This window comes from Gracilimonas amylolytica (genome assembly GCF_002911695.1).
Lineage (GTDB): Bacteria > Bacteroidota > Rhodothermia > Balneolales > Balneolaceae > Gracilimonas > Gracilimonas amylolytica.
The window spans coordinates 259,550-281,900 of sequence record NZ_PQBS01000010.1 but is presented as its reverse complement, the minus strand read 5'-3'; the positions used below and the strand labels follow the sequence as shown (position 1 = coordinate 281,900).

18 protein-coding genes are annotated in these 22,351 nt (G+C 45.3%); 5 read left to right on the top strand and 13 right to left on the bottom strand.

Annotated elements, in window-relative coordinates:
• Window positions 1-79 precede the first annotated feature (79 nt).
• The gene (locus C3B73_RS03575; protein WP_103664259.1) at window positions 80-670 is read left to right on the top strand and encodes a porin family protein; all 591 of its coding nucleotides are present in this window, start codon (window positions 80-82) and stop codon (window positions 668-670) included.
• 67 nt (window positions 671-737) lie between these two features.
• Here the strand turns inward: C3B73_RS03575 and C3B73_RS03570 are convergent, their stop codons facing one another.
• The 4 genes from C3B73_RS03570 to C3B73_RS03555 all read right to left on the bottom strand — a co-directional run bounded on the left by C3B73_RS03570 (window position 738) and on the right by C3B73_RS03555 (window position 6,349).
• On the bottom strand, window positions 738-1,313 hold the full coding sequence (locus C3B73_RS03570) for a DUF2911 domain-containing protein (protein ID WP_103664258.1): 576 nt from the start codon (window positions 1,311-1,313) through the stop codon (window positions 738-740).
• Window positions 1,314-4,247, bottom strand: a complete 2,934-nt coding sequence (locus C3B73_RS03565; protein WP_232802974.1) for a TolB-like translocation protein — start codon at window positions 4,245-4,247, stop codon at window positions 1,314-1,316.
• Window positions 4,247-4,912: a PAQR family membrane homeostasis protein TrhA gene (gene trhA, locus C3B73_RS03560; protein ID WP_103664256.1), complete on the bottom strand. Its 666-nt coding sequence runs from the start codon at window positions 4,910-4,912 to the stop codon at window positions 4,247-4,249. The genes C3B73_RS03565 and trhA overlap by 1 nt, the downstream gene beginning before the upstream one ends.
• A 186-nt stretch (window positions 4,913-5,098) precedes the next feature.
• Window positions 5,099-6,349: an Nramp family divalent metal transporter gene (locus C3B73_RS03555; RefSeq protein ID WP_103664255.1), complete on the bottom strand. Its 1,251-nt coding sequence runs from the start codon at window positions 6,347-6,349 to the stop codon at window positions 5,099-5,101.
• 145 nt (window positions 6,350-6,494) lie between these two features.
• Between C3B73_RS03555 and C3B73_RS03550 the strand changes: the two genes are divergently transcribed.
• Window positions 6,495-9,077, top strand: a complete 2,583-nt coding sequence (locus tag C3B73_RS03550; RefSeq protein WP_103664254.1) for a M14 family metallopeptidase — start codon at window positions 6,495-6,497, stop codon at window positions 9,075-9,077.
• A 113-nt stretch (window positions 9,078-9,190) separates the two neighbouring features.
• Here C3B73_RS03550 and C3B73_RS03545 read toward each other — a convergent pair whose 3' ends face one another.
• Genes C3B73_RS03545 through C3B73_RS03535 form a run of 3 tightly spaced genes read right to left on the bottom strand, consistent with a single transcriptional unit; the run spans window position 9,191 to window position 12,186 of the window.
• The gene (locus tag C3B73_RS03545) at window positions 9,191-9,661 is read right to left on the bottom strand and encodes an SgcJ/EcaC family oxidoreductase (RefSeq protein ID WP_232802973.1); all 471 of its coding nucleotides are present in this window, start codon (window positions 9,659-9,661) and stop codon (window positions 9,191-9,193) included.
• Window positions 9,662-9,676: 15 nt separating this feature from the next.
• Entirely contained in the window at window positions 9,677-10,867 is a 1,191-nt protein-coding gene (locus tag C3B73_RS03540) for an amidohydrolase family protein (RefSeq protein WP_103664253.1), read from the bottom strand.
• Window positions 10,864-12,186, bottom strand: a complete 1,323-nt coding sequence (locus C3B73_RS03535) for an amidohydrolase family protein (protein ID WP_103664252.1) — start codon at window positions 12,184-12,186, stop codon at window positions 10,864-10,866. The genes C3B73_RS03540 and C3B73_RS03535 overlap by 4 nt, the downstream gene beginning before the upstream one ends.
• A 139-nt stretch (window positions 12,187-12,325) precedes the next feature.
• On the opposite strand from C3B73_RS03535, the gene C3B73_RS03530 reads away from it, so the two are divergent.
• The gene (locus C3B73_RS03530; protein ID WP_103664251.1) at window positions 12,326-13,006 is read left to right on the top strand and encodes a DUF748 domain-containing protein; all 681 of its coding nucleotides are present in this window, start codon (window positions 12,326-12,328) and stop codon (window positions 13,004-13,006) included.
• A gap of 22 nt (window positions 13,007-13,028) precedes the next feature.
• Here C3B73_RS03530 and C3B73_RS03525 read toward each other — a convergent pair whose 3' ends face one another.
• From C3B73_RS03525 to ruvB, 4 genes are all read right to left on the bottom strand, one after another.
• Window positions 13,029-14,369 carry an amidohydrolase family protein gene (locus tag C3B73_RS03525; RefSeq protein ID WP_103664250.1) on the bottom strand — a complete coding sequence of 447 codons (1,341 nt, stop codon included), beginning with the start codon at window positions 14,367-14,369 and terminating at the stop codon, window positions 13,029-13,031.
• 10 nt (window positions 14,370-14,379) lie between these two features.
• Window positions 14,380-15,201 carry a DUF6962 family protein gene (locus C3B73_RS03520; protein WP_103664249.1) on the bottom strand — a complete coding sequence of 274 codons (822 nt, stop codon included), beginning with the start codon at window positions 15,199-15,201 and terminating at the stop codon, window positions 14,380-14,382.
• Between the two features lie 270 nt (window positions 15,202-15,471).
• Window positions 15,472-16,596, bottom strand: a complete 1,125-nt coding sequence (gene metK / locus C3B73_RS03515) for a methionine adenosyltransferase (protein ID WP_103664248.1) — start codon at window positions 16,594-16,596, stop codon at window positions 15,472-15,474.
• A gap of 105 nt (window positions 16,597-16,701) precedes the next feature.
• The gene (gene ruvB / locus C3B73_RS03510) at window positions 16,702-17,718 is read right to left on the bottom strand and encodes a Holliday junction branch migration DNA helicase RuvB (protein WP_103664247.1); all 1,017 of its coding nucleotides are present in this window, start codon (window positions 17,716-17,718) and stop codon (window positions 16,702-16,704) included.
• Window positions 17,719-17,806: 88 nt separating this feature from the next.
• Here ruvB and ppk1 point away from each other — a divergent pair, with 88 nt between their 5' ends.
• On the top strand, window positions 17,807-20,044 hold the full coding sequence (gene ppk1, locus C3B73_RS03505) for a polyphosphate kinase 1 (protein ID WP_103664246.1): 2,238 nt from the start codon (window positions 17,807-17,809) through the stop codon (window positions 20,042-20,044).
• A 20-nt stretch (window positions 20,045-20,064) separates the two neighbouring features.
• On the opposite strand, the gene C3B73_RS03500 is transcribed toward ppk1, so the two are convergent.
• Window positions 20,065-20,865: a tetratricopeptide repeat protein gene (locus C3B73_RS03500; protein WP_103664245.1), complete on the bottom strand. Its 801-nt coding sequence runs from the start codon at window positions 20,863-20,865 to the stop codon at window positions 20,065-20,067.
• Window positions 20,866-20,955: 90 nt separating this feature from the next.
• Window positions 20,956-21,453 carry an RNA polymerase sigma factor gene (locus C3B73_RS03495; protein ID WP_232802971.1) on the bottom strand — a complete coding sequence of 166 codons (498 nt, stop codon included), beginning with the start codon at window positions 21,451-21,453 and terminating at the stop codon, window positions 20,956-20,958.
• A gap of 145 nt (window positions 21,454-21,598) precedes the next feature.
• On the opposite strand from C3B73_RS03495, the gene C3B73_RS03490 reads away from it, so the two are divergent.
• Entirely contained in the window at window positions 21,599-22,342 is a 744-nt protein-coding gene (locus C3B73_RS03490; RefSeq protein WP_103664243.1) for a segregation and condensation protein A, read from the top strand.
• Window positions 22,343-22,351 lie beyond the last annotated feature (9 nt).

The window sequence follows — 22,351 nt, the reverse complement described above, 5'->3', positions numbered from 1 at the left end:
GCTAAATTCATTAAAATGATCTGATGTATCTACAGGGCTTCGGTACGAAGACTAAATATGAATAAAAACAAGGGACAAAATGAAAAACAAGATTACCATATTAAGTTTAGTAACAGGGATTATACTTCTGTTCAGCGCAACGGCTCAGGCACAGGTGTTACCTAAATTCGGAGTAAAAGCCGGCCTTAATTACTCAACCTTCAACAATGCAGATGGAGTCGAATATAAAGCCGGTTTTTTAGGTGGTGTGTATGCCAATATTAATATCCCGGGTTCTCCTGCTGCAATTCAGCCCGAACTTCTGTACGCCCAATACGGAGCCAATGCTGAGGGTACTGATGGGAAATTATCAGTCGATTATATTCAGATACCGGTATTAGCCAAGTTTGGTTTTGGTGCACCAGGGGTGAATATTAAACCGGAAGTATTTTTTGGTCCATATGCCGGCTTTACGATCAATTCTGAACTTGAAGATGCCGGCTTTGCAGTAGATGCCGATGAAGTTTTCAAAAACTCTGATTTCGGCGTAGTTGTTGGGGCAGGTTTGCAGGTGTCAAAACTTAATTTCGAATTGAGATATACAGCCGGTCTAACCGACGTGTTTGAAGATGCCTATGCTGATGGTGAGAAGAACGGAGCGTTTGCTCTGGCCGTAGGCATTAATTTCTAAAAACTCTGATACATTATTTTAATTGGAAGGCAATGAGAGATCATTGCCTTTTTTTATGACCTAAAATTTACTCTCCATATAATCGAGTGGGGACATCAACCTGAACCAATCCCCATTTTAGTGACATAGTGGTCATGCTATATTCTGCCTTAGAAAATTCGAAGGTAAAGGCTTCAACAGGTTCATCCAGATCAGTAACCGGGAATTTCATACGCTTATAATCTCTTTCAGGATTATAATTGAAAGCCCCCCATTGACCAAGTTCGTGATTCAAAATAACTGTGAATGAGTCCGGTTCAGGAATAGTTAACAGGGCATAAGTCCCGGGAGAAATGGCTTCATCCCCCATCAGAATTGTATCTGTAATGGTCATTTCAGTGGCTTCATTGGCCCCGGTTCTCCAGACCTGTCCCCATGGTTCAAGATCCCCAAAAATAGTTCTTCCCTTACGATATGGCTGCCCATAAACCACTTTAATATAGGTACTGTTACTTTTGATGGAGGCAATGGCAATAGGACTCTTTCTGGTTTCAACAGAAGGCCCATTATTTTCGGTATTTCCATTTCCACACCCATTAAACAAAACCAATGTTATAAGTATGGTCAGAGTACCAAGAAAATATATGTGGTATGATCGGTCCATTTAAAACTGCCCAAAGATAAATTGTGTGCGATTTCTGGTTGGTTCATATGCCAGCCCAACACCAAGGTCGAACAGGACGTTCGAGACTTTAAATTGCAGATGAAGTCCGCCACCGAAAATACTGCGGCTGTCATCAAGCAGGTCTGATGATTCCATATCAGTCAGTGTATGAGAGAAAGCAGTTAAATAGATGCTGCTAAGATAAAAAGGAACCGTGAGCCCACCATTATCAGGGTAAAAAAGTGGAATGGTGTAGCGTGTACTGAACCGGCCAATGTGATTATAGCCTTCTCCGGAGGTCAGGTCAAAATTAGGGAACTCCTCATCATCAAAACCGAGCGGTACAATGGTATCGTTGCTGTAAATGGGTGCATCACTTTGTTGTAAAAACTGAAGATCCATTCTTAGGGATTGATTCCAACGTCTTAATGGGGATACAAAACCAAAAGCCCCATAGTAAGCCGACCACTGGTCTGTAAAAACACGGTTTGCCGGTCCTCCGGGAAATTGGATCACGGCTGTCGGTTCATTCAAGGTTTTTTCATAGATCCAAAAAAAGGAAATACCGGACGAAGGCTGGATATCTCTTGAAAGATTTAGAATACCCAAACTTAATTGTGTAAAGACTTCGGCACTGTACCGGGTAGAAAAATCGGAGAGTGAATTGGCGCTCAGATCATAATACTTGAATTGTTCAGCATTGATGGATGGATAAAAACTGAGTGAGCTGAATCTGGTGTCTCCCCGGAAGGCATAGTTAAAGGGAAGGGTAAGTCCAAAGCCTCTATCTTGTCTCATCAGGGAAAAGAGCTCCGTCGTGTTGGGGTCTCGGGCTACAAAGAAATTGGGGTCGCTGTAAGCTGAGAGTTCAAATCCCGGATAAAAGGTTTTATTCATATAAGTAGCATCATACCAGATCCGGTTTTGGATACCCGATACTTCAACCGAGTATGCCTGAGAGGAAAGCGGGTCAATGCTCGATATGATCGCACCAACCTGAGGGGTTCCGGATTTTTCTTCATAGGATGGTAATACAGACCTCGGTTTGAGCCAGTTAAGGTTACCCCGGTAGGGTGATTTTTCGATGGTTTTGATCTCATCCATGATCTCACTTCCCAAAAGCGGCCGGTTCAGCTCGCTATTAAGTTCTGAACCGGTCAGTAATTTTGATTGGGATAAGGGTTGACTGTAGAAGTCCTTTCGGTCTAATAAAGCCAATTTTCGTTCACTATCCTGCTGAATGATATAGGCGATACGATCACCGTCGGGGGAGTAACTGCCTTCAAAAGCATTAAATAAAGAACTGGTAAGCTGAATGATACGGTCACTATCGAGATCATACTCAAAGATGTTCATGGCCGGCGCTCCATCCAGTGTGAACATGAGTTTGTTCTCGGTGGGGTGCCACTCGGGGTCATGAACCGAGGCATCTTTAAAGGCGAGGGTTGGAGCATTTTCCAGGTCACCGGAAAGAGAGTTAAGGGACGTGATCCATAATGCCTGAACACCTCTTCTGTTAACGATGACTGCCAGCTGATCAGGATCATTAGGATTGAATTCCAGGCTTATGGGATTGGCATTCGTGAACTCTTTGATAACCCGGGTTTCTTTGTTATCTGTGATCTGTACGATTCGTCCGTTGGTACCATCAGTTTGAAGAGCGAGTGTTATTTCACCATTTGAAGTGGGAGCGAAGGTTCGTTTATTTGTAGTGAGTTTTTGAGTTTTTCGAGATGACAGATCAAGCTTATTGATATCTGAAATGTATGTTCGGGGGTATAACGGGTCTCTTTGATAGCTGCTGTAAAACAAGCTGCTGTCCTCGATCTCAAAATTGTAATCGGATACTCCAAATGTTTCTTTTAATAGTTTAAATTTTCCGGTGCTTAGATCAAATCGATAAAATCCTACGCGTCCATTGTAATAAGACCCGTAAAAAAGAAACGACTGATCATCGATCCATTTGGGGGCGTGGGTTTCTTCACCCTTGAAAGGCGTATCTATGATTTGTGACCGTTCAGTGGTATTTAAGGAGATGCCGGAAATACGCTGTTCTTCTTCAGCTTCAATGTCGGCTTCATACATATCATATAGTTCACCCGGCCACGCTCCGGTTTTCATGCGTAGGGCAAATCCATATCCTAAAAAGAAGTTATGGTAGTGATATCGGATCGCGTTTTTAGTGACTTCCTCTCCATACTTGTTTTGCATCCAGTCCACAAAGGCATATCCCGAGATATAGTGACGATTAAAAGGTTGGGAATAATCTGAGGGAATAAGAGTCTGTCCCATATTCCACCGGTTCGGGCCGGCAAAATTGGAGTTGAACCGGTTCATGGTAAAGGTATAGTTTCCCCGTCCACCCATGGGAGCCACGGACTCCGTTTCATAATATACTGCCAGCCCCTCGTGTAAACCGTAAGGCGGAAAGCCATGAATGGTTCTGGCCAGGTCAGGAGAGAAAAGACTGATTAGATTTGAAAAACTGACCTTCTTTTCCTTTAAGGGCATCTGAACATTAAAGTGAGCCGCATGGATCAGTTCGTGGGGCAGCACCGTTTCAAGCCAATCCCCCGATTGGGGATTCATACCTTTACCTCTGATAGATGGCAGTTCGATCTCTGACCGGAAATTTATGGAGGTTACATACCCATTTGAGAGATCGTTATAATTATTCAGTATGACCGGAAAGTTTTTCAGCGTACCGCCTGTCAGTTCTGAGGTTTTGGCATAATGACTTTCAAGGATGGCCGCCGACCTGTAAGCCAGTGAATCTTCTCCATTCGGAAAGATGATCCGGAAATGGGCGGTTTTTATCTCTTGCCAGTCAAGTCCACCGGGGCGGTTAACGGTCAGTGGCACATACAGTTGAGAGAACACCAGGGATGGAAACAGGAGTAGAGCAGTCAGAACTGCAGCCTTAAATAACTTCATCATGCAGCAAATTTAAATTCAGGCAAATAGTGATAGATCGCCCAATAATGAGAAAAAGCCCCGCCCATTACAAATAAATGCCAGATCTCATGGAAACCAAAAGCAGTTGGAATGGGATTCGGTTTTCTGATGGCATATATAATAGCCCCGACGGTATAAAACAACCCACCTAAAGCGATCCAGTAAATAAAGGCATGAGGCAGGATCTTCCAGATCTGAGGAAGGATGATCACGGAAACCCATCCCATCAAAAGGTAAAGAGCAGTGGAGAGCCAGCGGGGCGCATTCAGCCAAAGCGTTTTTTTGAGGATCCCGGCCAGGGCAAAGGCCCAGATACCGATCAACATACCTGTTTGCCAGGCACCTTGAAGGGCTATGACACACATAGGGGTATAACTGCCGGCAATGACCACATAGATCATGATGTGGTCGAATAAACGGAATAATTCTTCGGTTTTATTCTGAACATTCAGGGTGTGATAGATACCGCTTGAAAGGAACATGAGGATCACCGAGATCCCGTACACAAAAAAGGAAACCTGATAAGAAAGCGGACTATTGGAACCGGCTTTTATCAAAAAGAAAAGCCAAACGGCGGATATTAAAGCCCCTAAGTAATGGGAATAGGCATTAAAAGGCTCTCTTGGAGGGTATAATTGTTGCAAAGCGGAGTCTTAGAATTGTTGTAAATCTTGAGCTTAAATATAGAGCTTATCAGTAAATAATGAACAACGGAAAAAGAACCTCAAAGCGTCTGAAAAGACCTTGGAGCGTTCGCTGATTGAAATGGTCAGGTATTCATGAATCACCACCGCAACGCTTCCAGGAGCTCCGCACGCTGGAAAGGTGCTCTACATGAAAAATCGCCAGTAAAAAAAGGTAAGGGCAAATGCGGTAAGGAATATCATACCAAACCAACTGAGGACGATCAGCCATTTCTTAGGCTTGAACTCCTTATCTATTTGATCTGATGTGATGAGTTTATAATTAATGTAAGCCAGGGCCGGCGCCGTTAAAAAAGAGAGTGAGGTAGCAAGATCGATGATATAAGTAAACTGACTGCCCGTGATATAAAGTAAACCAACTGAAGTCAGTGATATCAGGATCATCAGGTTCCGGTAAGAGAATATCCTTGAGATCTTGACCGATCCGGGATTCAGTACCCGAATGATCTCACGACTGACTCTTGGGTAGGAATCGGTGACGGTAAGCGTGGTGCTGAACATGGTTGTGAAAGCACAAATAACGATGATCCAATGCGCCCATTCCCCGAGGGTTTGAGTGTAGAGGTCGATGAGTTGTCCGGCAAAGGCTGCTCCGGCCGATGAAAAACTTACCCCAGTTCCAAACATGACCATCGCTCCAAGACCCAGGAAGATCAAAGCCAGTATGGCTGAACCTATATATCCGATGTTAAAATCCAGCAGGCTTTCTTTGAGTGTTGATCGGTGATTGGTCTGCTTGCTGCGCTCGAGGGTCCACAGGGAATGCCAGGCCGCGGCATCAATAGGAATCGGCATCCAACCCATCAAGGCGATCAGGAAGGTGATGCCGGCTACATTCCAGATGGATGGAGCTTCGGTGATCGTTGGGGTATGGCCATCAAAAAAGGCAACGGCAAAAGCGACCAATGTTGACAGGCTTAATACGACTATGACTACTTTGATCATCGAGTCTAAAGCAGAATACTGCCCCTTGATCAATATAGAGATACAAATTGCCAGAATGATCGCACACCAGGCTAAAAGTGGTAAGTCGATTCCGGTTAGCTCAATGGCCAGGCTTGCGGTTACAATAGTCACGGCCGCCTGAATGGCAAACATGGTTCCAACCGTAAAGATAATGTAGATCCATAATGACCACCCACCCATTCTTTCATAACCCTCGATCAGGCTCTTTTCAGTGGCGGCTGCAAAACGGGGACCAAATTCGAGAAAGGGGTATTTCATCAAACTGGCAAGAATGACCGCCCAAACCAGGGTAAATCCATAGTCAGCACCGGCGCGGGTAGATTGCACCAGGTGAGAGACGCCGACCGCCGCAGCTGCAAGGATAAGTCCGGGACCGAAGGCATATTTGAAGGTGGAATGTACCTTATTCAAGAAGCATACATTATAGTTAAATGGGAGTGAGATGATACATAATCAGAGCCAACCTCACTAAATCATTTTAAAAACATTTTTCATTTTGAAGTAGTACCATACTATTCGTAATTAAAGACCTAACCACCAATCAAATATAAATTCCATGAAAGCGATATTTACAGCCGTTTTTTCGTTGCTATTTGGGGTGATGGCTCAAGCTCAGGTACTGAATCCTGAGCCCGTCACGCTCGATTATTTTCTTCCCGATGATGTTAGCTATAACCAAAGCATTCCTACGCCCGCAGAAATATTAGGAGCGGAACTGGGAGAGTGGCATGTTCGGCACGATCAGCTTGTTAATTATATGTATGCCGTGGCGGAAGCCTCTGACCGTGTAACTATCACAGAATATGCCCGAACGTATGAGAATCGTCCGCTGCTCATGCTGACGATCACTTCGCCGCAAAACCACCGAAACATCGATCAGCTCAAGGAAGAGCATCTGCAACTGACTGATGCTTCTGTTTCTGACGATCTGAATCTCTCTGAAATGCCGGCCGTTGTGACAATGAGCTACAGCGTTCATGGTAATGAGCCAAGTGGATCAAACGCCTCGCTTGCCGTGGTGTACTACCTGGCAGCGGCACAAGGTCCTGAGATCAATGAGATGCTGAACAACACGATCATTAACGTGGATCCAAGTATCAACCCGGATGGCCTGGACCGATTTGCGCACTGGGCTAACACCAACAAGAGTAAGAATGTATTAGTGACCGACCCGCAAAGTCGTGAGTTTGATGAAACCTGGCCCGGTGGCCGTACCAATCACTATTGGTTTGACCTGAACCGCGACTGGATGCCTATGATCCACCCTGAATCACAGGGCCGCGTAGCCAAATTCCATGAGTGGGTGCCACAGGTATTGACCGACCATCACGAAATGGGAACCAATTCCACGTTCTTCTTTCAGCCGGGTATTCCTTCCCGAACACACCCTTTGACGCCACAGCGAAATCAGGCACTGACCGGCGCGATTGCAGAATATCATGCCGAGGCTTTGGACGATATCCAATCTCTCTACTATTCTAAAGAGAGTTTTGATGACTTCTACTACGGTAAAGGTTCGACCTATCCGGATGTAAATGGGTCATTGGGTATTTTGTTTGAGCAGGGAAGTTCGCGCGGACATGCACAGGAAAGTATTCATGGTATCCTGGAATTTCCTTTCACCATTAGAAATCAGTTCGTGACCTCGCTTTCAACACTTGAGGCGGTACAGGGACTCAAAGAAGAATTGCTGGCCAACACCCGTGAGTTCTATCAGGAAGCAGCTGAAGAGGCTGAGGATGCCCCGATCAAAGCTTATGTTTTCGGTGAAGAAGCCGACCAGGCACGTGGCATGCATTTAGCTGAGATGCTGGAACGGAATCAGATCGATGTGTATGAGCTGGGCAGAGACTACAATGATTTCAAAGCCGGTAAAGCTTACATCGTACCGACGAATCAAAAACAATATAAGTTGCTGACAGCCATGTTTGAGCGCAGAACCGAGTTTACGGATAGTCTGTTTTACGATGTATCTACGTGGACCATGCCATATGCCTTTAACCTGCCGTTTGCCGAGCTGAACCGTGATTACAACTCCAACATGCTGGGTTCGGACTTTACCCTGGAAGACGCCGAGTTAAACGGTGAGCTGATTGGCGGAAAGGCGGATTATGCCTACGCCTTTGAGTGGGATGAATACTATGCTCCGAGAGCCGTGTATCGATTGTTAGCCAATGGAGCTCGCGTAAAAGTGGCATCCAAGCCATTTCAATCTGTGATAACCAATGGTGCCAAGCAGTTTGATTACGGTACCATTCTGGTATCAATGGGAACGCAGGATGATCCGGAAACAGTACACGATATTATAAACACGATCGTGGAAGAAGATGGGATCACGGTATATAATCTGCCAACCGGTTTAACACCTTCCGGTATGGACCTGGGTAGCCGTAACTTTGAAAATTTAGTGGAACCGAAGATCGCCATGATCGGAGGAGAAGGCAGCAGCTCAAGCGAAGTTGGTGAAGCATGGCACCTGCTGGATCAGCGTTATCATATGCCTTTATCCATTCTAAAGAATGAAAACATGGATCGCATGGACCTGAGTCGCTACAACGTGATCATAGCGAGTACATACAGCATCTCCGATGGTGCCGCGGAAAACCTGAAAACATGGGTTAGAAACGGTGGAACGCTGCTTGTATTCAAGAATGCCATTCGTTGGGCAAAAGCGCACGGACTTGCTGATGTAGAATATGTAGAGCGGAAGCAAGATGAGGACTCAACAGTAACCGTTCGCCCTTATGATAAAGCCGGTGAAGACCGAGGTGCCGGGGTTATTGGGGGAAGCATCTTTAATGCAAAACTCGACCTGACCCACCCAATGGCCTATGGATTTAACCGGGAAGATATGACCCTGTTCAGGAACAATACACTGTTCATTCAGAAGGGTGAAAATCCATATTCTACACCGGTTTATTACTCTGAGGATAATCCGCTGGCAAGTGGTTACAGCAACGATGAAAATCTGGAGCTTATCAAAGGATCCGGCGCTGTGGTAGTAAGTGGTTTTGGTGGAGGTAAAGTCATTGCCATGACCGATAACCCAAATTTCCGCGCATTCTGGTACGGCACCAATAAACTGTTTGCCAATGCCATCTTCTTTGGAAATACGATCAGTGGGGCCACCACCAACTGATAAGTTTTCCCAATCAATTATTTAGGATAGATAAAAAGCCCTGCATAAAGTTGTGCAGGGCTTTTTTTAAGTTCACCAGCTCGCTGAGCCGAAGGTTAGGGGAAAGCAGCTCGCTACGTTCCGTATTTCACCGACTTTAGCTTTCCGTTTTCATCCACAAGGTTAGTATCAGCCCCGGGAATGATATCGGTGTTGTGGGCAGATTCACACATCCATTTATCATCTGATTTCTTTACCACAAAACTAAAGATGTTTTGTCTGATCGAGGGAGTCTCGTCTGCCTTAGAGGGTGTTTGGTCCTTTAGCCGCATCCGTGCATGAACCACTGCAATATCATCATTCAGATATTTAACGGAGGTTTCCATAAGCCTCAGATTCGATTCACTGAAGATCTTTTCAAAACCAAACGCATGAGCCTTTCTGATGTCCTCACGGTTATGCCACCAAAGGCCTACCACGTTCACAAACTCTGCATTTACTGAAAACAGGGAGGCGAGGTAATCGGCATCTTTTTCCATCCATGCGTCAACAAAAAGAGCCGGAATTTCTCCCGGCTCAGTAGCTACTTTATATGATATACTCATAAGTATATTTAAGTGTCATTTCACTTTTTCACCATTGATAAATACGCCGGTGATATTACTAACATATTCAAGCGGGTCACCGTTGTACATAACCACATCGGCATCTTTACCACGCTCCAGTGAACCTACACGATTGTCAATTCCGAGAAGCTTTGCAGCGTCAATGGTCAATACCTTAAGAGCATTATCCTTACCTAAACCATTGGCCGCAGCCACTCCGGCTTCGTAATGAACCACGCGGGTTTTAGGGACATATCCTTCATATCCACTTTGGAATGCGATAGGGATTCCGGCTTTGTACAGTTTACCGGCAGTCTCCATAGAAGCATTCTTGGCATCGCCGCCCGGACGGATCATAGATGGATGAATGATCACAGAATAACCTCCTGCTTTGATCTGATCCATGACACGGTATGCTTCCGCTACACCATCCAATACCATTGGAAAGCCAAATTCCTCCTGAAGGCGAATGGCTGACATGATATCGTTGGCTTTATGAACGGTAACAAGGGCCGTTTTCTCACCTTCAAGTAAGTCAGCCAGGGCTTCCATTCCGAGGTCCTTGCTGTAATCCTCGCCGCTGTTTCTTTTTTCAAGATACGCCTGGGCTTTGATCAGTTCCTGCCTCAACATGGCGATCCCTTTGGCTCGGGTTCCCGGTTTGCTGAACGCACGGCTCAGGTTATTGCCTAAAGTAAACGCCAGCATTTTAGACGGTTCTATCAGGTTGTCGTTAACCGTATTTCCGGTAGTTTTAACGATCATGGTTTGACCGCTTATCAGGGCTCCGGGTCCATGTCCGGTATGAACCGTGGTGACCCCGTTATCCCGTAAAAACCCAACGAGGGCTTCCTGAGCATTGTAAGCGTCAATAGCCCGCAATTCCGGCTGTATGGGGTTGGAAGTCTCGAGCTGATCCTGATCGGCATCTACATTCAGGTGACCTGCAAGGCCAACGACCGAATGAGCATCGATCAGTCCGGGTGTGACCACTTTGGCTTCATATACTTCATAATTGGAAGGAATATTAATACCAGAGCCAACACGCTCTATCTTACCGTCTTTAATTAATACCACACCGTTTGAAATGGGATCACCCGCCATGGTGTAAACGGTTTCGCCTTTAACAGCGATCTGTGCTTCTGCTGAAAAACTGAATACCAGTAATAATGCCGGTATCAGTAATAATTGTTTTAAATATCTCATTTCAAGCCTCCTTCTTCACCTTGGTGAGTATGAATGGTACCGGGATATATCTGATACCCACCGGTTGCATATTTCTTGTCTTCCTCATTGCTGCGATCCCAGACTTTTTGACCTTCGATCCAGGTTTCCTGAACATGTGTGTACACGCTGAATGGGTCACCATCAAGTATGATGAAGTCTGCATCTTTACCTTCTTCCAGAGAACCAACCCGATCATCAATATCCATCATAATGGCATTGGCGATCGTTACGGCTCTGAGAGCCTCATCACGGCTCATGCCTTCACGAATTCCGAGGGCTGCGTGCCGAAGGAACATTCGGGAATCTGTTACGCCGTCATCGGTATGAAACCCAACTAATACTCCGGCATCTTCCAGGTACTTACCGTTGGAGTTCTTGATCTCAGCGGCTTCAACTTTTCCACCAAAAGAATCGAGTGTGATGATAGAGGCGCCGAGAACTTGTTCAGAGTTGGCAATTTCTTCAGGCACTTTCCATGCCTCACTGACGTGCTGAAGTACTAATCGGTATCCAAACTCTTCGGCAAGTCGCATAGCGGTCAGGATATCCTGATGCTCGTGCGTGTGATTATGTACAATGCGTTTGCCCTCAAGGACTTCAACCAGGGTTTCAAGCCCAAGATCACGTGCAGGCATTTTACTTTCATCGCCGTCAGCTGCTTCGATCTTATCTTTATATTCCTGAGCTTTTATGTACAACTCACGAACCATGGAAGCCGCTTTGCCACGGGTGCCGGCTGAAGGTGGATTTCCCCTCGGGTTGGTTCCGTTGGCCATTTTGAGTCCGCCATAAATAGTTTTTTCGTCATCCGTATAGAGCAGCATGTCTTCAATGACATTAGCCTTGCGCAGTTTCAGGTACACCGTTTGGCCACTCATCAGGTGACCTGAGCCCGGCATAACATTTACAGAGGTAATACCCCCGGCAAGGGCTCTTTTAAAAGAGGGACTTCTTGGATCGATGGAATCCATGATGCGAACATCGGGATGCAGGGTTGCGGAACGGTCACCGCCGTCGCCATCGCCAATGTGAGAGTGGGTGTCAACAAGTCCCGGCATGATCACATGTCCTGAGACATCGTGTACTTCGGCTCCTCGTGGAATGCGGGTATTAGGACCACCAACGGCGGTGACTTTACCGTCTTCAACTACGAGTACACCATTTTCAATAGGCTCGCCTGAAATAGGAATGATCTGCGCACCTTTAAATGCCTGAGGAGTGGACTGGGTAAACCCTTCCACCGCAAAGAACAATACGCAAACCAAAGCGAGAAAAACGCTTCGTATCGGTTTATTCATAAGATTTTGGTTAGTTAAAAATTAGCTGTGCTCAATTTATAAAAATTGAGCAGGTAGTAAAGAGGGCAATCGTAAAAAGAGGAAAATGGAACTTTATCAACAGATTCATATTTAATCAGATAAAAAACAGAATAAAGACATGAGCAAGAATACGTTAAAAGTATTATCAGGAATTTTTGCAGCTATAATTTTGACGCTGCTTCTGATCACTTTTTCGGTGGACCGGGTAGTAAAAACGGGAATTGAAGAGAGTGGATCAGAGCTGTTACAAACTGAAGTAGCCGTTGATAAAGTTAGTATATCGGTATTTGGTGGCAGTGGGACCATAGAGGGATTAACAATAAAGAACCCTGAGAGTTTCAGTGATGAGTCGGCCCTGTTCATTCAAAATGCTTCGATCAAGGTTGACCTGGGATCACTATTATCCGATCAGGTGATTGTAAATGAGATCATCATAAACAGCCCTGAGATTCTATTTGAGCAGGAAGGAGTGGGGATCAACCTCAAAAGGCTCAGTGATAATATGGATGCAGCTTCCGGGGAGCCTTCTGAATCGTCAGAAACCAAACTTGTGGTAGAGCATCTCAGGATCAGTGAGGGCAAAATCGTGGTCAATAGCAGTCTGAACAGGGATGGGTCAACTGAAGTATCACTATCGGATATAACCGTAAATGATATTGGTCGTGATGGGAATAATACTGTAAAACAAAGTGTGGAAGAGATCTTAAGGCCCCTGTTTCAGAAAGCCATAGAGGATGCCTTGAAAAGTGGGGTTACTGAGCAAATTGAGGATAAGGTAAGAGACCTGTTTGGCAACTGACCTGTATTACTTCAGCTGTTCATCATTCAGCGTAATAAGCTTCGATCTCTTTTAATTTCTGATCTATCATTTCACGGGGATACCATTTACCCTGAACCATCACTCCATCATGATCTTTAATGACCGATAGATCTTCCAGTGGGTTGTCACTCAGTAAAATTAGATCCGCACGCTGACCCTCCGCAACCGTTCCAAATTGATCCTTTTCCGCAAAATACTCACCTACATTTTTCGTGCCGCTTAACAGTATCTCATAATTACTCATCCCGGCCGCTTTCATGAGTGGCAATTCACGATGAATGGAAAAACCGGGCACGCTGAACAGTTGTGGGGCATCGGTTCCCATCAGGATCTTTACTCCCGCTTTATTCATTTCACCGAGGATCCGTGACCTGAGTTGTGCCTGTTCAGCCGGATCTCCAATCGCATATCCGGTTTGTGGATTTTCCGCAAAGTCGAAGTAATTCTGCTTTACGCCTTTAGGTATGTATTTCAGTTCATCATAGGTTCTCATAGTTTCATAATCGGCTGCCCCGATGATGGTTTCCCAGAGTGCCATGGTTGGGACGATCCACACGTTATGTTTTTTGGTGAGCCGAATTACTTCGTCCAATTTTTCTCCCTTTTCTTGGTCTTCAAACGGACTCAAAAAACTTACATAACCATCCACGTGGTCAATGGTGATCTGTCCGGATTCTATGGCATGGATCACCCCGACGTCTGCTGGAACATGTCCGCCAAAGGTTATGCCAACCTCATCCGCAGCTTCCACCATGGCATCATATTCTTCAAGAGATACGCCCGGATGAATTTTAAGCAGATCCCAGCCTTCTTTATGTTGCTTAACGACCCGTTCTCTCGCTTCTTCAGGAGATGAGATACTATTACCATTAAAACTTGGTCCGGCCAGATATAAATTCGGACCGATGTGTACCCCTGAATTCACACTATCCTTCAGGGAAAGCTGTCCTTCATATCCAAGCATACCTCTAACCGTTGTAATACCAGCTGAAACGTATAAAAACAAAGTACTTTCAACGTATTCCTTATTAAAATACTCAGGTGCGTTCGGTCCGGGATTTGTTGGGGGAACGTGTCCATGCATCTCAGCCAGACCTGGCATCAGATATTTATCGGTTCCATCAATGACCATGGCACTGGCTGGCACAGTGATCTCACTGGACGGTACCACATCCACGATCCGGTCGCCATCAATGATCACGGTTTGGTCCATCAAAACCTGTTCGCTATCCATAGGGATCACATTCACATTGGTGAACACCGTCAACGTTTCCCGGGAGGATGTATCGCCGGTACAACCGATCAAGAACAGGCTAAGGACCAAAGTAGTAAATGTTTTCATGATGCTGATATTAGGTTGAAATTTTGAGGGCCGGATGTAAATTATTTAGGTTGAACCGGTTCACCCCTTTGGTTTTCTTAAGGCCGGCTATTGCCTCGCGCATGGTATCACTTAAAGTACTTTTTTCTTCACGAATATTCTCCGGTTTTAAAACTTCCAGCTTACGGGCGCCTCTGTAAAAGCAATACATACTGATAGCCATGACAGTGTGAGCCACATCAAGATGGTTAAACCAGGTATGCAAGCCGATCTCACTCGTATAAAAGAAAGCGGCAAGGGTTGCGAAAATAACCGTCAGGAAAAAAATACGGCTGCCTTCATTTCGGGTTCGCCAATAGACGAGGAAGTGAAGGGGAAGAACAACCAGGCCAAGTCCATAGGCAGAGTGAACCTGAATGAAAAAGAAGTTAAGGGTCGAAAAAGTTATGACAGCAAAAGTAAGCAACTCTACCACATTGGCTATTTCCAGGAACTTGCCAAACTTCTCATTGATCACCGGCCGGGCATGCATGATCGATGCCCGTTCAATAGCCATCACGGCCAGCATACTGATGAGCCAGCCGGGCAGTTTCCATTCCAGCCCGACCGCATATTGAAACGCATGACCTAAAATTCCACCTAAAAAAGTAGCCAGCGCCATGATGCCAAAGTACCAGCGCATGTATTGGTGAACCTTGCCCTTTTTGTTCAGTCTTATCAGCTTGAATAATGCATAAACACAGACTGCAGTGATCCACAGGTCAGTAAAAGTGACCATCGGCTCCATAATGGTAATGCCGAACATCTCTATGGAAGGCTGACCCGAAGCTGATTGTATAATTTTGTTTTCCATGAACTCATCGGTTAAAGAATCGTTGGAAAATAACAGAAAAGCGGAGATTGTCGAACAGAAAGAATTAGGATGGTGATCTGCGGGGTTAAGTAGGCTGTGGTTGCTCCGACGCAGAGCGTCAGAGCAAGGTTTTAAGGTGAGAGGGCGGAGAGTTGTGACTCAATGAGCCGACAAAGTGCCATAGCTTAGATCAATTGAGGATCCTGCCTGCCGTCTCGTTCAACACGTTCTGCTTTGGAACGAATGATAGGGCCGCACAGCCAAGTAAAACTAAGCCAGTTTATCCACGTAATCGAGTTTCTCCCAGGGGAATTGCTCGCGCCCAAAGTGACCGTAAGCAGCCGTTTGCCTGTAAATAGGGGATTTCAGGTTGAACCGATCAATGATCCCTTTTGGTGTGCAGTCAAACACTTTCTTGACTTTGGCCGCCAGTTCGGTGTCACTCATTTTTCCGGTGCCATAGGTATTCACATTTATAGACACGGGCTCTGCTACACCAATGGCATAAGCTAGCTGAACCAGACACTCATCCGCCAGGTCTGCTGCCAGAATGTTCTTTGCAATGTGACGTGAAGCATAGGCTGCACTTCGATCCACTTTAGAAGGATCTTTTCCAGAAAAAGCACCGCCGCCGTGAGCCCCGAACCCACCGTAGGTATCCACGATGATCTTACGCCCGGTCAGCCCGGTATCGCCATGGGGGCCTCCGATCACAAACTTACCGGTTGGGTTCACGTGGTAGATCGTATCCTCATCCAGCAAGTCTTCAGGCAAAACTTTATGGATCAAATGCTTTTTAATGTCTTCGTGGATCTGAGCTTGCTTAACGCCTGCATCATGCTGAGTGGATAGAACGATGGTGTGAATGCGCTTAGGCTGACCGGCATCATCATATTCAATGGTTACCTGACTTTTACTGTCCGGCGCTAGGTAAGGCATCAGTCGGGTTTCTTTACGGATCCGCGCCAGTTCTCGCAGCAGGTCGTGGGAGTACTGTAATGGCATCGGCATGAATTCCGGTGTTTGTCGGGTGGCATAGCCAAACATCATTCCCTGATCTCCGGCGCCATCCTTATCCACACCCATGGCAATATCAGGGCTTTGTGTGTGAATGGTGGTAAGAACCCCACAACTGTCTGAATCAAACCGATAGGAGGCTTTGGTATATCCGATATCACGGATCACTTCGCGGACAATCTCCTGAACATCCACATACGATTCAGTGGTTACCTCTCCGGATACTACTGCAAGACCGGTAGTTACAAGGGTTTCGACGGCAACACGTGAATGCGGGTCGTCAGTGAGGAGGGCGTCAAGAATGGCATCTGATATTTGATCGGCAACTTTATCCGGATGGCCTTCGGATACAGATTCAGAAGTAAAGAGATTTTTCATGTGTGTAATAAACTTAAAATAAGGTGCTTTCGGTTAGGAATAACTGTCGTTTATAGACTCAATAAATTGAGATGCGAAGTTAAAAAAGATTTTGGGTTAAAAATATCAGGAATCAAATAAATCCCCGTTCGATTTATCCGGGCTGATATTCAAATACTGATAGGCTTTTTTGGTACAGATCCGTCCTTTGGGTGTGCGCTGCATGAAGCCTTCTTTGATCAGAAAAGGTTCGTAAACCTCTTCAATAGTTCCTTTGTCTTCTCCCACCGCTACACCGAGGGTGCTTAGCCCAACAGGACCGCCGTCGTAATTTTCAATGATGGCTTTGAGGATACGGATATCCATTTCATCCAGGCCGTTCTGGTCTACATCCAAAGCGTTCAGGGCTTTGTCGGCGATCTTTTCATCGATGGTATCAACGTTATCAACCTGAGCAAAATCGCGGGTACGGCGCAGTAGTTTATTTACGATCCGAGGGGTACCGCGACTCCGCCGTGCAATTTCATGAGCGCCGGCTTCGGTAATTCCCATTCCCATCAGGTCAGCGGTTCTGAGGGCGATCCGCTGCAGTAACTCCACATCATAATAATCCAGTCGCATATCTATACCGAAACGGGCACGAAGCGGGGCAGTCAGAAGTCCCTTACGCGTGGTGGCCCCTACCAGGGTAAAATGGTTCAGCTCGATCTGAATGCTGCGGGCATTGGGGCCGGAATCGATCACAATGTCCAGCTTATAATCTTCCATCGCTGAATACAGATATTCCTCGATTACCGGGTTCAGCCGATGGATCTCATCAATAAAGAGTACATCGCCTTCTTCAAGGTTGGTCAGCATACCGGCCAGGTCGCCCGGTTTTTCCAGGACCGGACCGGTAGTTGGCCGTATTTTAACGCCCATTTCGTTGGCTATGATGTATGACAGGGTGGTTTTACCAAGTCCCGGAGGTCCGGAGAGGATCACATGATCCAGGGCATCACCGCGCTGGCGGGCGGCTTTAATGAATATAGAGAGGTTAGAAATGGCCTTTTTCTGGCCAATAAATTCCTCAAGCGAACCGGGACGAACGGTCTGTTCAAAGGCTTCTTCCTTTTCCTCGGGATTTAAAAGGGGATTATTCACGTTATAACCGTGTATTTGTTAACGCTAAGTTTATATTATAATACTTAGTTTCAGAGCTAATTGCGCATGCTAAATAATCGAAGCAATCATGAAAAAGACATCACTTTCACCGGATGAGATCAGCCTTGATCCCTCGATCACGCAGAAGGCAAAGATTGCCAAGAAATTAGCAAATCCCAAAAAAAATGAGATCCTGAAAGAAAAGGGATTTCATAAAGATCTGCGTTCCAGCAGCCTGAAAATATTCGGCAGTGATTACTTTCTTAACTACGAGTTAAGCTGGCTCAAATTCAATGAGCGGGTACTTTCAGAGGCATGGAATGATAAAAATAAATTATTGGAGCGGGTCAAGTTCCTATCCATTGTCTGTTCAAACCTGGATGAATTTTTTCAGAAAAGAGTCGGTGGTTTAAAAAGGCAGCAATTAGCTGAGGTCAAAGAATTATCCGTGGATGGAATGACACCCACCGATCAGCTGAAAGCCGTTCGAAGTGAAGTACAGGAAATGATCGAGTCGTACCGGTCGTGTTTTTTCGATGACCTGGTACCAAAACTTGCAGAAAAAGGCATTCAGATAAGATCCTATCAGGAACTCACTGATTATCAGAAAAGCGTGTGCGACCGTTATTTTCAAAAGCAGATCTACCCGATCGTCACTCCGTTAGCTGTTGATGAATCTCATCCGTTTCCATTTATATCGAATAAAAGCCTGTCGTTTGCGATTGAACTGATCAATAGGCGGTCTAATGAGAGATCTTTTGCCCGGTTGAAGATCCCGGCTAACCGGAATCGATTTATACAGGTGCACAGAAAGGGGAATAAAGTCGTTTTAGTACCGATCGAGGATATCATTCGTGAAAAAATGGATCAGTTCTTTCCGGGGATGGAAGTGATCTCAGCCCATACCTTCCGGGTCACCAGAAATGCTTCTGTCGATAGAAATGAGGAGGAAGCAGAAGACCTGCTGGAAACGATAGAAGACGAGCTGCGGGAACGAAAATTTGCTGAGATCGTCAGGTTAGAGCTGGATGCCGACATGCCTAAACACATCAAGAAATATTTACTCGATCATCTGAATATCCATTGGAGTGATGTGTACGAAATGAAGGGGACCATAGGCCTGGCAGATGTGATCGATATTGCCAAGCTGGAGGGATTCAACCGGCTCAAGGAAAGAAACTGGACACCGGTGTTACACCCCGCACTGCGTCACGCTCCGGATGAGGAAATGCCAAGCATGTTTGAGGTGATCCGCAAAGGGGACCTGATGGTCCATCACCCTTACCATAGTTTTGAGCTTACCACACAACGTTTTATTGAAGAAGCGGCAAGAGACCCCAAGGTACTGGCTATCAAGCAAACCTTGTACAGAACCTCACAGGATTCACCGTTGATGCACTCGCTGATGCATGCAGCTGAAGAGGGAAAGCAGGTAGCTGTTCTGGTTGAGATAAAAGCCCGCTTTGATGAAGAAAGAAATATTAACTGGGCTCAAAAGCTGGAGAATTACGGCGTACATGTGGCTTATGGAATACCGGGATTAAAGATCCACTCCAAGCTAACTATGGTGGTCCGTGAAGAAGGTGATGAACTGAAGACCTATTGCCACATTGGAACCGGCAATTATAATCCTGATACCGCTCAGCTTTATGAAGATCTGGCTATTTTTACCTGCGAGGACTCTCTTTGTTCAGATGTAACAGATGTATTCAACCTGCTGACCGGTTACGCACCTGAGCAAAAGTTTGAGAAGTTATTGGTTGCCCCTCACCACATGCGCCGGCAAATGACGGAACTCATTAATTTTGAGATAAAAGAAGCTAAAAATGGTCGCCCAGCCAGGATCATTGCCAAGATGAATAGCCTGGAAGATCCGTTGATCATTCAAAAACTGTATGAAGCCTCGGAGGCTGGAGTCAATATCGATCTGATCGTGAGAGGGGTGTGCCGTTTGATACCCGGGAAGGAAGGGATGAGTGAAAATATCACGGTTCACTCCATCATAGGGCGATATTTGGAGCACTCCAGATTGTATTACTTCAATCACAAAGGGGTACACAAATATTTTATTGGTTCTGCCGACTGGATGCATCGCAATTTAGATGCAAGGGTAGAAGTGATCGCGCCAATTGAGGACGAAAAGCTGAAGAAATATCTGCAGTTTGTGTTGAACATCTATTTCAATGACAACAAACAGCGATGGTTATTGAATAGTGACGGAAGCTATACACGGGCGGAAAAGGAGAAAGGGAGCTCCAAGCTAAGTGCTCACGAGTTCTTCATGCGCCACATGAAAGATGCGGACGAACCAATCCCCATGGCATAGAGAATGAGAACAGAAAGTTTTTAGTCAACCTGATCCACTTCCTCATAATCAGAATAGCCCAGCTCCTGATTTAACTTTTTCAGTAATCTGAACGCCGGGCTTCTGAATACCCCATCAAGCTGATATGTTTTAGTGACAGCAACTCTTGCTTCTTCAAGTTCGCCAATATTGACAAGGGCATTACCCAGGTACCAATAAGCTTTTTCGGTTATCATGCGGCTGTCTTCAACGCGTTCGAGGGCTTGTTCAAACGAATGGATAGCGGTCTGAAATTCAAATTCGTTGTAGTGTATGATCCCTTTATTCAGATAAGCTTTAGAGCCATAGGGTTCTTCATTATAGTTGGCAATAACTTCCTCATACAGATCCAGAGCCCGGTCGTCATTTCCGGAAAGGAATGCCTGAAAACCCAGATTAAGCAGTGAATCTGCCGAGGTTATCCTCATATCCTTGGCAGCCCGTACAGCATTCGAAGTTTCAATCTGTGAAGGCTCAATATTCTGAACCACTAACTGATCAAGTGTTGCGGGACTGTCAACCCGGAAAAACTGTACCAGTGCAACCAGGATAATAGCTGCGGCAGCTGCAGCATGCCACGTCCACTTAGGCAATTTGCGAATCGGAGCGACATCTTCACTTCCAGCGGTTCCTGATTCCCTTTCTATAATTTCTTTTAGGTTGACCTCCAATTCAAGCAAGTCAAGAAGCTCAGGATCTTTAGCAAACTCATTCCAAAGGCCCTGAATTTCTTCTTCCCCTAAACTGCCTTTTATGTAGGCATCTATTTTCCGCCGAATGTCTTTTTCTCTCGAATCTTTCATTGTTCTAAACTTTAATCAATATGCCAGAATGTATTTTTAAATACATTCTGATCTCCTATAGTTAGAGCGATGAGAATGCAATTCCTTACACTATTTTTGAAATTTTTTTTCAATGCACTCTTTTAGGACATTAATGATGCGGTGTTTCTTGGTCCAGGCATTGTTAACAGAGATCCCAAAATGGTCGGCAACCACTGAAGTTTCATAGCCCGGGTTTTGAAACCAAAATTCAATGTATTTTCTGTAATCACTCTTTAAAGCTTCCATACAGCGCTTTAAAAGCGACATTTTCTCCTTATTCACTAACCGGTGAAGCTGGTCGGCATTGGCAGAATGGTGCTCGGGAAGCTCTTCATAATTTACTTCTCGATCTTTTGAAAGCACCTTAAAGTACTCATGTTTGGAAGTGGTGAACAGGTAATTTATGAGGGCATCCGGGTGGGTCAGATCGTCATTTCTGATTTTTTCTAATGCGATCAAGAGCGTATTTTGTGCGCAGTCTTGTGCGTCCTCAAAGGAGGCGTTCATACGTACAGTAAGAAATTTAATGAGAACCGCAGTGATAACCTTGACTTGCTCAGTTATCATTGATTCATCATTATTCAGGACCGCATCAACAAATTTCGAGTAATCCATTAGTTTGAGGCACTTGATTCAACCAAGCCATAAAATAACATTAGCTGTGTAAAAGAAAACAGGAAATTGATTGGCCAAGAGTGTAGTTTTATAGAATATGTATAGAGTACAGTTAAATAATTTCGAGGGTCCCTTAGACCTGCTGCTTTTCTTCATTAAAAGAGACGAATTGGATATCTATGATATCCCCATCTCATATATCACCAAGCAGTTTCTGGAGTATATACATTTAATGGAAGAGCTGGACCTTGATGTAGCAAGTGAGTTTATTCTGATGGCGAGTATGCTCATGTCCATCAAGGCAAAAATGATGATACCCCGTGAGGATTCCGATGAAGAGGAACTGGATGAATCAGATCCCCGGTATGAGTTGGTTCAGCGACTTCTGGAGTACAAACGGTATAAAGAAATGTCTGAGAAGATGGCAGACATGGATGAAGAAACCCGGAAAAAATATATGAGAGGCTATCCTGAAGCTGATACGGTTGAGCAACAAGCCTCCGGCGAAGCCTTACAGGATGTGACCATGTTTGATCTGATCGCAGCCTTTAAGAAAGTCCTTCAGGATATTGAGAGAAAGAATATAGTCCATCACGTTGAAAAGGTAAGTACCACCGTTGAGGAGCAATCTGAATTTGTACTGAACCGATTGCAGGAAAAGGGAAAGCAGTCGTTCATGGAAGTTTGCTCAACTTTACAAAACAAGATCTATGTAGTGGTTACCTTTCTGGCAGTACTTGAGATGATTAAGGAGCAACAGGTCAATCTGTTTCTGGAAGACGACCCCACTGAATTTTATATCGATCTCAAACCTGTGGATGAGATCATTGGCGCAAATTAATATCCAATC